The sequence below is a fragment of the Bacillus sp. ISL-51 genome, from assembly GCF_018613535.1.
GTDB lineage: Bacteria > Bacillota > Bacilli > Bacillales > Bacillaceae > Bacillus.
This window is the reverse complement of the sequence record NZ_JAGGQB010000005.1, coordinates 673,566-685,890: the sequence shown is the minus strand read 5'-3', so window position 1 is coordinate 685,890 and position 12,325 is coordinate 673,566. Positions and strand designations below refer to the sequence as shown.

Annotated in this window: 15 protein-coding genes; 10 read left to right on the top strand and 5 right to left on the bottom strand. The window is 45.9% G+C overall.

Annotated elements, in window-relative coordinates:
• Nucleotides 1-91 precede the first annotated feature (91 nt).
• Nucleotides 92-859 carry an enoyl-CoA hydratase gene (locus tag J7E26_RS08295; protein WP_214800710.1) on the top strand — a complete coding sequence of 256 codons (768 nt, stop codon included), beginning with the start codon at nt 92-94 and terminating at the stop codon, nt 857-859.
• Nucleotides 860-883: 24 nt separating this feature from the next.
• On the opposite strand, the gene J7E26_RS08290 is transcribed toward J7E26_RS08295, so the two are convergent.
• Complete coding sequence (locus J7E26_RS08290; protein ID WP_214800711.1) at nt 884-1,069, bottom strand: YhzD family protein; 186 nt, start codon at nt 1,067-1,069, stop codon at nt 884-886.
• A gap of 104 nt (nt 1,070-1,173) precedes the next feature.
• On the opposite strand from J7E26_RS08290, the gene J7E26_RS08285 reads away from it, so the two are divergent.
• The 6 genes from J7E26_RS08285 (at nt 1,174) to J7E26_RS08260 (ending at nt 8,904) form a co-directional block, all read left to right on the top strand.
• A complete protein-coding gene (locus J7E26_RS08285) occupies nt 1,174-2,070 on the top strand; it encodes an ABC transporter ATP-binding protein (RefSeq protein WP_214800712.1) in 897 nt (298 codons plus the stop codon).
• Nucleotides 2,063-3,322 carry an ABC transporter permease gene (locus tag J7E26_RS08280; protein ID WP_214800713.1) on the top strand — a complete coding sequence of 420 codons (1,260 nt, stop codon included), beginning with the start codon at nt 2,063-2,065 and terminating at the stop codon, nt 3,320-3,322. The genes J7E26_RS08285 and J7E26_RS08280 overlap by 8 nt, the downstream gene beginning before the upstream one ends.
• Nucleotides 3,323-3,433: 111 nt before the next feature.
• Nucleotides 3,434-4,660 carry a metallophosphoesterase family protein gene (locus J7E26_RS08275; protein ID WP_214800714.1) on the top strand — a complete coding sequence of 409 codons (1,227 nt, stop codon included), beginning with the start codon at nt 3,434-3,436 and terminating at the stop codon, nt 4,658-4,660.
• The gene (locus J7E26_RS08270; RefSeq protein WP_214800715.1) at nt 4,657-7,542 is read left to right on the top strand and encodes an ATP-binding protein; all 2,886 of its coding nucleotides are present in this window, start codon (nt 4,657-4,659) and stop codon (nt 7,540-7,542) included. Before J7E26_RS08275 ends, J7E26_RS08270 begins: the two co-directional genes overlap by 4 nt.
• Before the next feature lie 72 nt (nt 7,543-7,614).
• Nucleotides 7,615-8,559, top strand: a complete 945-nt coding sequence (gene yhaM / locus J7E26_RS08265) for a 3'-5' exoribonuclease YhaM (protein ID WP_214800717.1) — start codon at nt 7,615-7,617, stop codon at nt 8,557-8,559.
• 117 nt (nt 8,560-8,676) lie between these two features.
• Nucleotides 8,677-8,904, top strand: coding sequence for a sporulation YhaL family protein (locus J7E26_RS08260; RefSeq protein ID WP_214800719.1), 228 nt, complete (start codon nt 8,677-8,679; stop codon nt 8,902-8,904).
• Between the two features lie 38 nt (nt 8,905-8,942).
• On the opposite strand, the gene J7E26_RS08255 is transcribed toward J7E26_RS08260, so the two are convergent.
• Nucleotides 8,943-9,797: a peptidylprolyl isomerase gene (locus J7E26_RS08255; protein ID WP_214800721.1), complete on the bottom strand. Its 855-nt coding sequence runs from the start codon at nt 9,795-9,797 to the stop codon at nt 8,943-8,945.
• A gap of 159 nt (nt 9,798-9,956) precedes the next feature.
• Between J7E26_RS08255 and yhzE1 the strand changes: the two genes are divergently transcribed.
• Both yhzE1 and yhzE2 read left to right on the top strand, forming a co-directional pair.
• Nucleotides 9,957-10,043 (top strand): sporulation protein YhzE1, encoded by an 87-nt coding sequence (gene yhzE1 / locus J7E26_RS08250; RefSeq protein ID WP_003327753.1) that lies wholly within the window; start codon nt 9,957-9,959, stop codon nt 10,041-10,043.
• Nucleotides 10,044-10,169: 126 nt separating this feature from the next.
• Nucleotides 10,170-10,256, top strand: a complete 87-nt coding sequence (gene yhzE2, locus J7E26_RS08245) for a sporulation protein YhzE2 (protein ID WP_003155248.1) — start codon at nt 10,170-10,172, stop codon at nt 10,254-10,256.
• 55 nt (nt 10,257-10,311) lie between these two features.
• Here the strand turns inward: yhzE2 and J7E26_RS08240 are convergent, their stop codons facing one another.
• Both J7E26_RS08240 and J7E26_RS08235 read right to left on the bottom strand, forming a co-directional pair.
• A complete protein-coding gene (locus J7E26_RS08240; protein ID WP_003155245.1) occupies nt 10,312-10,530 on the bottom strand; it encodes a hypothetical protein in 219 nt (72 codons plus the stop codon).
• A gap of 60 nt (nt 10,531-10,590) precedes the next feature.
• On the bottom strand, nt 10,591-11,121 hold the full coding sequence (locus J7E26_RS08235; protein ID WP_214800722.1) for a DUF3267 domain-containing protein: 531 nt from the start codon (nt 11,119-11,121) through the stop codon (nt 10,591-10,593).
• A gap of 210 nt (nt 11,122-11,331) precedes the next feature.
• On the opposite strand from J7E26_RS08235, the gene J7E26_RS08230 reads away from it, so the two are divergent.
• On the top strand, nt 11,332-11,673 hold the full coding sequence (locus J7E26_RS08230) for a YhaI family protein (RefSeq protein ID WP_214800724.1): 342 nt from the start codon (nt 11,332-11,334) through the stop codon (nt 11,671-11,673).
• Here J7E26_RS08230 and J7E26_RS08225 read toward each other — a convergent pair.
• Nucleotides 11,670-12,281: an HTH-type transcriptional regulator Hpr gene (locus J7E26_RS08225; RefSeq protein ID WP_214800726.1), complete on the bottom strand. Its 612-nt coding sequence runs from the start codon at nt 12,279-12,281 to the stop codon at nt 11,670-11,672. The two genes, J7E26_RS08230 and J7E26_RS08225, sit on opposite strands and share 4 nt — an antisense overlap.
• Nucleotides 12,282-12,325 lie beyond the last annotated feature (44 nt).

The window sequence follows — 12,325 nt, the reverse complement described above, 5'->3', positions numbered from 1 at the left end:
TATTGACCTTGAAAAATAAAGGAGATTGGCTTCGTCGGAAGGAATATATAAATTGAACAAAAAATGTAAGCGGATACAAGGGGGAGTTGTAATGGAGTATATTCAATATGAAGAAAAGGGAAAGATTGCAGAAATTATACTGAACCGGCCTGACAGCTACAACGCGCTGAATGAACAAATGCTGCGGGAATTGGAAAACGCGTGTGTCATGGCCGCTGACAGTGACGCGCTTATCGTTTTACTGAGAGGGGAAGGCAGAGGCTTTTCCGCCGGCGGCGATATTCAAATGATGACGTCAGCTCATGATGCCGGGCAATATGAACGGCTGATGAAAATGATCGAATCGATTACGCTGACGCTCTATGATATGAAAAAAATAGTGATAGCCGCCATCCACGGCGCCGCAGCGGGGCTTGGGCTGAGCTTTGCGCTGTGCGCTGATATCGTGCTCGCTGAACAAAATGCCCGCTTAGCGATGAATTTTATCGGGATCGGACTTGTTCCTGATGGGGGCGGCCATTATTTATTAATGAGACGCGTCGGAGAAATGGAAGCGAAAAAGCTGATTTGGAGCGGTGAAAAACTGCCGGCCGAGGAGGCGGTGCGCAAGAAGCTGGCGGACGGGCTTTTCAGCGGTGATCCCAAAACGGGGGCGAAGCCTTATATCGACCGTTTGTTAAACGCGCCTTTATCAGCGATGATTGAAACAAAAGCCATTTATAACAGTCTTCATATGAACCGATTAAAAGACGTCCTTTCTCTTGAACGAAAGGCCCAGGAAAATATGAGAAAAACGGATGACCATAAAGAAGGCATCCGCGCGTTTTTAGAAAAACGAACTCCGCAATTTAACCGATAAAAAACAGAAGCCGGAAAGCTTCTGTCATCTGTGGAATAAAATCAGCTTTCCGGCCTCGTTTACTAGTCGATGCGTATTATTCTCCAGCTTTTTTTCCTTTAATAATGCTTCTCCGGCGGCCTTCGCCTTTTGCTCATTTTCAGCTTCAATCCGTTCATTGAGCAGCGTTTCCCCGGACGGATGGAATGCCGTCAATACATATTGCCCCATCTCGTCACCTCCTTTGTATGATCATATTCTGAAAAAAAATTCAAAATCCTCCATTAATTTTTACCCATTAATAGGATATAATGGTCAGGGAAGGAGTTGGATCAGTGCTTACAATTGATCATGTTACGAAAAAATTCGGCAGCTTCACGGCTGTTGACGATTTGCATTTAGAAATACCTGAAAGAGAAATGTTCGGTCTGCTCGGTGCAAACGGAGCAGGGAAAACAACGACTTTTCGGATGATTTTAGGTCTGTTAAGCATCACTGACGGCACGATCAGCTGGAAAGGCCGTCCCGTTGACTACTCAATCAGCGAAAAAATCGGCTACCTGCCTGAAGAACGCGGACTGTATCCGAAAATAAAGGTGAAGGACCAGCTTGTCTATCTTGCGAGATTAAAAGGCATGGGAAAAAAAGAAGCCGAAAAAGAACTTGTCGCATGGCTTGAGCGGTTCGGCATCACAGAATACGAGAATAAGAAAGTCGAAGAGCTGTCAAAAGGCAATCAGCAAAAAATACAGTTCATTTCTGCCGTGCTTCATAAACCTGAACTGTTAATTCTCGATGAACCATTCAGCGGACTTGACCCGGTAAATGTGGAGCTTTTAAAAGAAGCCGTTATTTCATTGAAAAACAGCGGCGTTTCCATCGTTTTTTCAAGCCACCGGATGGAGCATGTGGAGGAGCTTTGCGAAAATCTGTGCATTTTGCAGAAGGGGAAGCCGGTCGTTCAAGGGAACCTCAAAGAAATTAAACGATCCTTCGGCAAAAAAAATATCACGATTCATTCAGATGACGATCTCAGCTTTTTAAAAACGCATGAAGGCGTAGTCAAATGGAAGGAAACAAATGACGGGATCAGGCTGCAGATTGAAAACGAACCGATTTCTCAAGATATTTTCTCAGCTCTTCAAGGGAAGGGATTTATTCGGAAGTTTGAACTGGAAGAGCCGTCACTTCATGATATTTTTATAGAAAAGGTGGGGGCCGTCTATGAATAAATTTTCGATCATGATGTTTCATACATACAAAAACAAAATCACGACAAAGTCATTTATTATCACAACGGCCATTACAGTATTATTGGTTTTATTTGTGACCAATCTGCAATCCATTATTTCCGTATTTCAATCGGGAGATGAGAAGCAGGAAATTGCTGTGATTGACGAAACGGGCGAGCTGTATCCGGTATTTGCGAAACAGCTTCAAGCGGCGGATACCGATCATGAATTGCAAGTCCTGCACACGAAACAATCAAAGCAAGAGGCAGTGAAGAAGATCAAAGACGGGACATGGGACGGGCTGTTTATCATCAAGCGAGATCAAAAGGGAACGATATCGGGAGCCTATCAGGCATTAACCATCTCTAATGAATCAGCGTACGAACTGCTCAAACAGGCGTTGACTCAGACAAAAACCGCTGTCGAAACGGCCAAACTCGGCGTCTCAGATGAAACGGTCAGCAGTCTTTACACGCCTGCTGCAGTCAGCAAAAAGGCGCTGGAAAAAGGTGCAAAGTCTGAGGAAGAGCTCGGACAGGTGATGGGCCTTGTATACATTATGCTGTTTGTCATCTATTTTGCCGTGATCTTGTACGCAAGCATGATTGCGATGGAGGTAGCGACGGAAAAATCCTCCCGGGTGATGGAAATTCTGATTTCAAGCATGCCGCCGATTCAGCAGATGTTTGCCAAACTGTTCGGCATCGCGCTTGTGGGAATCACCCAATTCGCTATTTTGCTGACAGCGGGTTATCTCTCGCTGACGCTGAATCATCAGAATCAAGCGTCATCGCCTGTCAGCCAGTTTCTCAACTTTACTGACGTTCCGGTCTCAACGGTCATATATGCTGTCATTTTCTTTTTGCTCGGCTATTTTCTTTATGCCACGCTTGCCGCGTTTCTCGGCAGCGTTGTCAGCCGGATAGAAGACGTGCAGCAGACCATTCAGCCGATGACTTTTTTAGTCGTAGCCGGCTTTATGATCGCGATGTTCGGTCTCGGCCGGCCTGATGCGGGTTTTATTACCGTCACCTCGTACATTCCGTTTTTTACGCCGATGATTATGTTTTTACGCGTCGGCATGCTCGATATTCCGTTTTGGCAGGTTGCTGTCGGCATCGGTCTGACATTAGTCACCATTCTGATTCTGGCAGTTATCGGCGCAAGAATTTATAAAGGCGGCGTGTTGATTTATGGAAATGCCGGCGGCTTCAAAGCAATCAAACAAGCGCTTCGCATCTCCAAACAATAAGAGAAACAGCCTGGGGCATCCGGGCTGTTTTTTTTATAAGGCAGAACGTGCATTCGCACAAAAACGGTGCTAAAATAAGGGTACTTCAACCTACAGAAAGGGGAGGGCCCGATGGCTGATTTGACGTTTATTCACGCCGCCGACCTGCATCTCGACAGCCCATTTTACGGCATCTCGCATCTGCCTGAACCGGTATATGCCCGCATTAAAGAAAGCACCTTTCACAGCGTCACCCGGCTTATAGACGATGCTCTCCGGGAAAAAGCAGATTTCGTGCTGCTTTCGGGGGATTTGTTTGACGAAGCCAACAGAAGCTTAAAAGCCCAGCTTTTTTTAAGAAAACAGTTTACTAGATTACAAGAGGCGGAAATCCAAGTGTTCGTCATTTTCGGAAATCATGACCACTTGGGCGGTGACTGGACACCGATTGAATGGCCCGAAAACGTACATATTTTCACATCAGATATACCTGAGGAAAAATCCTATTTTAAAAACGGAAAGCTTACGGCAAGCATATACGGATGCAGCTATCCGGAAAGAACGGTGACGGTCAATCAGGCCGCACGTTACCGAAAAGCAACCGGCGCACCCTTTCATATCGGCATGCTGCACGGCACGTTATCAGGAGCGGAGGGCCACGATCCGTACAGCCCGTTTACGAAAGAAGATCTCGAAAAAAGCGGCATGGATTACTGGGCGCTCGGACATATTCATAAGCGGCAGGTTCTTTCCTCCCGTCATCCGGCAGCCATCTATCCCGGTAATATTCAAGCCCGCCATTTGAAGGAAACAGGGCCTAAAGGATATTATCTCGTTCGGGTGACAAACGGAGACATTTCCTATGAGTTTAAACAAGCGCACGATATTTTGTGGGAAGAAATTGAGCTTGATATCTCAGGCGCTGAACAGATGACGTCCCTTATGAAAGCAGCGTTATCCGCGTTTGCCGGCTTGCGCGCGGCAGGCCGTCCGGCGTGTGTCAAGCTTGTGCTGTGCGGTGAATCGCCCCGTTTTTGGACAGAGGCGCCAATCGGCATCACAGAAGAGCTTCTTTCCGCTTTACAGGAAGAAGAGGCGGAAGAGGAATGTTTCGTCTGGCCGCTTGCGATTGAGGATCAGACAGATCAAAAAAACAGCGGCCGGCCCCTTGACCCGTTTTTCGGAGGGCTGTTTCAAGACATCGAGCAGTGCGGGGACATGACCGAGGTGTTCGAAGCACTGGAGCGCCATCCCGTATATCGGAGGCAGATGCCTTCCTTTGCAGATGAAGATATACGGGACATTAAGCAGCAGGCGCAAACCGTGCTGAAACACCAGATGAAGGAGCTTGGAACATGAACATAACGGCGCTTCATATTTATCAGTACGGAAAGTTTTCCAATCAAACCTTTCAGCTGGCAGCGTCACCTGTACAAGTCATCTACGGACTAAACGAAGCCGGCAAAACGACAATGATGTCCTTTATCAAAAGCGTCCTTTTCGGTTTCCCGAAGTCGAAAAAATATGAACCGAAAAACGGCGGCGTCTACGGCGGCGTTGTGGAACTGAATCATGAAACATACGGTGCGCTGAAAATTGAACGGACAAAAGGCGCGGCTGAAAAAATCAGAGTCTACACGTCCGCAGGCGAGGTAAAGGACGGGGAATGGCTAAAACAGCTTCTTTCAAATACAGACCGGGCGTTATACGAAGCGATATATGCTTTTGATGTATTCGGGCTGCAGGAGATTCATGCTTTCAATCGTGACAAAATCGGCGAGTTTCTGCTGTTTTCCAGCTTATTCGGATCAGAGGCGGTATCAAAGCTTGATAGCAGGCTGGCTAAAGAGCTGGACCGAATTTATAAACCTAACGGGCGGAACCCCCGCTTAAATCAAGAGCTGGAAACATTAAAGCAGCTTGCCGCAAAGCTTAAACAGGCAGAATCAGCGGAAGCAGGTTATCATCGGCTCCTTGAGGAGAAAAAAAATGCCGGCGCCCGTTTGCATGATGCAGCAGCAGAGCTGGCGGCGTTATCTGAAGAGATCAGAATGGTAGAAACGGCAATTGCAGTCAAGCCGCTTGAAGATCAAAAAACAGCGCTGGAGAGCGAGCTTGCCTCCTATCCTGAGTCACTGAAGCTATTCCCCGGCGACGGGATGCATCAGCTTGAAAAATACGAATCGCATCTCCATCCGAAATCGGCGCGGCTTGAAGCGCTTCGGGCAAAATCGGCGGAAATCCGACGGCAGGCCGATCAGCTCGCTCCGGATGAAAACATGTTACAGAATAAGCGGATTTTACAGGAACTGTCAAGTGAACAGCATATGTACCAATCCCGCGGCGAGCAGCTTGCCGCCATTCAAGCCCGGCTCCGGCAAACATCTGCCCGCGTTGCTTCAGGCTTACAGCAGCTCGGCAAACGGGAGGAAGAGGACATTCTTTCGTTAAACACCGCATACGAGTATGAATGGCAGCTGCAAGAGGCCTTACAAAACGCCGGACAAGCAAGAGACAGGAAATCACAGCTCGATGACATGTTCGAACAAGCACGGCTGGAGCTGGAGGAAGCCGAGCGAAAGCATGATATGACAGCGGCAAATATAGTTGATCCGGCTGTCAGAAAAGAAAAAGAAGCCGCTTTAGAAGCGTATAAGCAAACGGCTGATATAGAAGGGCATGAACTGCAGACTCAGCTTCAGCTGCTGGAAAAACAGCGGGCCAAACAAAAAAAACTGTTTCTCGGTGCGGGCATTCTGGTCATTGCCATTTTCATCATGTTAAAGGAATGGCTTCCCGCTGCCGTATTTCTCGGCGCTCTTTTGCTGTACTTCCTGTTAGGCAAACAAAAATCAGCGCCGTCAGAGAGAAACCAGACCAGCTTTCAACAGCGGGAGCAGCTGATGTCAAAAGAAGCGGCTGACCTGCTGCAGGAAGAGCTTTGGCGTGACGACCAGCACAGACAGCAGCTGATCGCGGATCGCGCCGTGCTTGAGCAGAAAGAAGCCGCGTACGAAAGAATCATCCGCCAATATGAAGAATGGGAGGCCGAAATGGCGCCGTTCCAACAAAAAGCGGAGCGTTTTATGAAGGAGCTGGGATTTACAGGCGACCCGTCCTACCTTCTTGACGTATATCATCTAATGAAAGACGTGAAGAACGAAATCCGGCGGAAGCGCGAGCTGACCATTGAAGCGGGCAGGCTGCAAAAGCTTCAACGGGTGTTTGAAGAACGCGTCCGCAAGCTGAGCGGCTCATTAAGCGGTCAAGAGCTGTCCGTAAAAGAAACATTGCATACTTTACTCGCACAGGGGGAACGGGCGCGTGAGGCTGCGAAACGCAAACAGGCGCTTGAAACGGATCTGCTGCATACAGAAGAGCAAATGCGTGAATTGAACGAAGAAATTCATTACTATGAGGAACAGGTAAAACAGCTTTTTAAGGCGGCGGGCGCAAAAAAACGCGAACAATTTTGTGCGCTGGCCAGGCTGAATGAAAGCCGTCAAGAAACAGAACGCAAGCTTCATGAGATCAAGACGCAATTGTCAGGCATAAGCGGTGAGGAATTAAAACCGCACCTGAGCTGTAATGTACCTGAGCTAGAAAGTATGCTCATTCGGAAACAGGAAGCGAAAGAAAAGCTTGAGGATAAAGCCGGACATCTTCGTGAGCAAATCGCTTTGCTTGCGGTTAAGCAGGAGCAGCTGGAGGCCTCAGGACTTGTATCGGACTTAAAGCAGCAGACGGAAATGCAAAGGGAGCGCGTCAAACACTCGGCTAAGGAGTGGGCCGCGCTGCAAACGATCCGGCATGTGATCAGGCGAAAAATAGAGCGGCATAAAAAAGTCACGCTTCCGCGGCTGTTAGAAACGGCGGGAGCGTTATTCGAACCGCTTACCGGCGGCCGCTATGAGAGAATTTATTTCTCCGAGGCGGACGACTCTATTATGGTCATGCGAAAAGACGGAGCCGTCTTTTCTGCCGGAGAGCTGTCACAAGCAACGTGCGAGCAGCTTTATGCGGCCATCCGCTTTGCCCTTGCGGCAGAGCGGGACTCTTCCGTTTCACTTCCGTTTTTACTGGATGACAGTTTCGTCCATTTTGACAGACAGCGTCTGACGCGGCTGTTTGATGCGCTGGAGCATCTGACAGAAGGCGGGCGGCAGGTGCTTTATTTTACCTGCCATGAGCATGTCAGACAGTCGTTGCAAAGCGAAAATGTCATGCAGCTGCTGTCATAAAAGAGTTTATTTTCTAAAAAGAGGTATGTGCTATACTGGTATTATGTAAGATATGGAGGGAGCTTTAATAGAATGGCAAAAGGTATTATGCTGCACGAGGTTGGCGAGCAGGTCGATCAATATTTACTGATTAAATCTTCGACGAAAGGAATTGCGAGCAACGGAAAACCGTTTTTGACGTTAATGCTGCAAGACCAATCGGGGGATATCGAAGCGAAGCTGTGGGATGCCAAGCAAAGTGATGAAGTGACATATGCGCCGCAGACGATTGTGAAAGTGGTCGGGGACGTTCATCATTACCGGGGGCGCAACCAGCTCAAGCTGAGAAACATCCGGCCCGCAGGCGAACATGAAAATGTCAGCATTGACGATTTTCTTGAAACAGCGCCGATTCCAAAAGATGAAATGATGGATCTCATCACTCAATATATTTTCGAAATGAAAAATTCGAACATCCAGCGGATTACAAGACATTTGGTGAAAAAATACGCTGCTGAGTTTATGGATTATCCGGCAGCGGCTAAAAATCACCATGAGTTCGTCTCAGGGCTTGCGTATCATGTCGTTTCGATGCTGAAGCTGGCTGAAGCGATTGCCGATTTATATCCGTCGCTTGACCGTGACCTATTGTATGCCGGCGTGATTCTGCATGATCTCGGCAAGGTAAAAGAGCTTTCAGGCCCTGTATCCACAACGTACACGGTGGAAGGGAATTTGCTCGGGCACATTTCAATCATGGTGACAGAGCTTTCAAAAGCTGCTGAAGAGCTTCAAATTGATGCTGAAGAGGTGTTAATCCTGAAGCATTTAATTTTGAGCCATCACGGAAAAGCGGAATGGGGAAGCCCGAAACCGCCGATGGTGAAAGAAGCGGAAATTCTGCATTACATTGACAACCTTGATGCGAAAATGATCATGATGGACAGAGCGCTTGAACGGGTCAAACCGGGCGAATATACAGAGCGCGTCTTTGCGCTTGAAAACCGTTCTTTCTACAAACCGACTTTTCATCAATGAGCAGAAAAAAGGACGGATCCCCGCGATCGGTCCTTTTTTTATATCAGCCTCACATAACTTGTCTTTCTCCCGCATAGCTTAGAGTAAAGACTCTACGTAAAAAGGGAGGAAAACGCCGTGTTATTTTTTCCATGGTGGGTGTACCTTTGCATTATCGGAATTATTTTCAGCGCCTATAAGCTTTTCGCCACAGCGAAAGAGGAGGAAAAGCTCGATCAGTCGTTTATTGAAAAAGAAGGGAGAATCTATATCGAACGGATGGAGCAAGAACGGGAGCGCCGTTTGGCAGCGCCTGAACATGATAACGGCGAAGCTGAAGAAAACTCCAATCATTCGATCGCATAAAAAAAACTGTGCGGCTCGCGAAGAGCCTGCACAGTTTTTTATTTAGAAGAGCTTGAGCTGCTTGTTGAATTAAATGTGTCTTTCAAGTCTTTATCTTCTACTTTTACGTCAGCTTTTTTCATGACTTTCTGAATCGCTGCTTGTACAGCTGTGTTGTCGTTTAATTTCTGATCAAGAACTTCTTGTTTCAGTTCTTTTTTCATGTCGTTATATTTGCCGCGTTCTTCTGTCTTTTTAATGATATGGTAGCCGAACTTTGTTTTTACAGGATCACTGACTTGTCCGACCTTCAGCTTGAATGCCTCGTCGCTGAATGTTGAATCCATTGATTTTTTATCAAACCAGCCGAGATCGCCGCCGTTGTTTTTTGAGGTGTCAGTTGAGTATTCTTTCGCAAGCGTTTCAAACTTCTCGCCTTTTTTCAGCTTTTTCTCCACTTCGTCAGCCGTCTTTTTGTCAGCAACAAGGATATGGCTTGCGCGGATCTTACCTTTTAAGCCGTCATAGTATTCTTTCGTGTCGGCATCTGTCACCGTGATGTTGTCTTTCGCCGCTTTTTGGGCGAGCAGTTCGTACTTCACCTGATCCTTCAGGTAGTCTTCGCCGTATTGTTGTTTCATGGCAGTATACTGGTCGCCGAGCTGTGTTTTATACTCATCCAGCTTGTTATTGATTTCTTTATCTGATACTTTGTATTTTTTTGCTAATACCTTTTCTTGTACGAGCTGTGTCAGAACGCTTGCTCCTGCTGTTTTTTTCATGTTCGTGTAGAGCTCGCCTTTTGTTACATTTCCGGCATCCGTCTTGGCAATCACGTCGTTGTCGCCGCTGCTGCAAGCGCTGAGAGCCAGGACGCTTGTCGCCGTAATAGCTGCTATCGCGATTTTCTTCATTCCTTTAAACACTCCTAATCATTCCAAATTAAATTGCATATGCGTATCATAACATATTGTGGCTTTCTGTAAAAAGATTTTAAATAAAGGGCATTCGTCTAGTCAAACTTTTTCCTGATACATACAAATATATTGATCAAGAAAAGGAGGTAATGAACCATGAGCGGAGGATATTCAAACGGTTTTGCGCTGCTCGTTGTACTGTTCATTTTGCTTATTATCGTAGGTGCAGCGTACATTTATTAAGCGAGTCGGATCGCTTTTTCTAAAAGCGGTCCCTTTTCTTTCCCAGGGGCGCCTAATCGTTTCAGCAGTTCACTGCATATGATGTAATTGGAAAAATAAAACGTTTTGTAGGAGGTGCTTTTTTAGATGGGTGAAGTATTTGCAGGCGGTTTTGCATTGTTGGTCGTGCTGTTCATCTTATTGATCATCATCGGCGCTTCTTGGCTGTACTAGGGCAAAAAAATATGGCTGTCCGCGTTATACGCCGGCAGCCGTATTTTTTGCCCGTTTAAACAGTAAAGGAGATCTCCACAAAAGAAGAGATCAATAAAATTAAAATGGATACGTTAATAAAGCGGAATACCTTATCCTGCCGGTCTTCAGGAATCTCTCTGACAAGGCATAATGTATTTGTGAGCCTGTTTATGAAATAAAGAATAAACAAGGCAGCCACGATAAAATAGAATAAAATAATGGGAGATTCCCCCTCTCTCTGAACTGCTCCCATATTACATTACCAAATATTTATTGAAAAAGATAGAATGTAAGCTGAAAAATCAGCGGGACATCAAGACTCCGGCAATTTTTTTACTAAAATATCGAAACCGTCGGATTCCTGATCGATTAAGCATGACTTGGGCGCTTTCATCAAATGCAGCGCAAACAGAAGATCGGGCAGGCAGTAGCCTGCATGGATGCTTGAAATCATATAAAAATAATGGGCGTGGCTCGGAAACGCCAGCCCGGCATAAAATAACACCGGCGTGATCAATAAAAACGGGCTTATTGTTGAAATCAGCATGGTCGTTCTCGGTATCCCTTTCCATGTCGGCATCCGCAAAAAATCCATCTTTATTTCCTTTTTTCTTTTTTTGCAGATCATCGGCAGGACATGTATGACTTTATGTACAAATAAAGTAACGACAAGCAAAACGCAAAAGAGAGGCACGTAACCGTCATTTAAACTGATATTCGGCCGCAAAAGCCCAAACGCTAAAAAGTTAGATATAAAAAACAGGATCATAAAACCTACAGCAGTTAATAGTAAACGAACCGCACCATAATCTTTGACCAGATTAATGGTTTTCCAGCAATTCATCAGAGTCATCCTTCCGTACAATGATGGAATACAATCTCAAAATAATTTACTCTCTTCGGGAGAAAAAATCAATCCTTTTTTAGAGAAAAAAATAAACCCGGTGAGGGAAGGAGAGAAGAGACCGGTGAAACATGGAAATGTACGGTTAAAGCTTTCTTCTCCATGCATTATCAGCTAAAATAAGATTAAAGATAGAAAGAAGTGAAACGGATGGATTCAATGGATCAGCGTATCGGGCGGTTAGAATATTACATACAATTGCTGGTGAAAACGGTAGATATGGATAAGTACCCTTTTTATGCGATGATGATTGAAAAAGGGCTGACCGAGGAGGAAGGAGAAGAGGTCGGGCGGATATGCCGCGAGTTAGAGGCCGAGCTGAGGTCGCAAAAAGCGCAAGGCTTTGTGACATTCGATAAGCTCCTTGCGCTTTTTGCGGGACAGCTGAACGAAAAATTAGATGTCCATGAAACTATCTTTGCTCTGTACGAGCAGGGGCTTTATACAGCGCTGATGGAAGAATTTATTGGGATCATGAAGCATTTTGATTAACTGTTTATCGGTTCCAGTTCTTCTGCTGTTTCATGGACGGCCTGTTCGCCCGCTTTCTTCTTCAGCTTTCCGTCTTCACTTTCAAAATCATTGTTAATATTCGTCAGTGACTTTTCGAATATCTCCATAAAATCTTCGCCGTAAATGTGGCGGATGACACAAGTTAATTCCTCAACCTCCGGGAACTTCCCGAATAAGTGGTAAAGAGGCTGGGAGCCTTTAAAAACTGCGTTTCTCGTCGGGTCAAACTCCTCAAGCAGACTTTCGAATACATTTACACCTTCATCGGTTAACTGAATGTACGTGTTTCGTTTGTCATTCAGCCGTTTGGAAAACTTCAAATACCCGCGTTCTTCAAGTTTCTTCGAAAAATTAAATGCCGTTGATACGTGCATGACCCCGAATTTTGCGATTTCAGAAATCGACGCTCCCTTTAGCTGGTAAGCAATCCATAAAATATGATGCTCATTGATATTAAGGTCATACGGTTTCAGCCAATTCTGCCAATCCTTTTCCATGGATTTCCAAAGGGCTTTTGACAGCTGCGCCATTTTTTGAGTGTAGATCAGTGCTTCTTTTAGATCGTAAGGCGGTTCAACACGATTCAATCCGATCACCTGCTTCTCATTTTCTTTTTCTCTATTATGCCAAT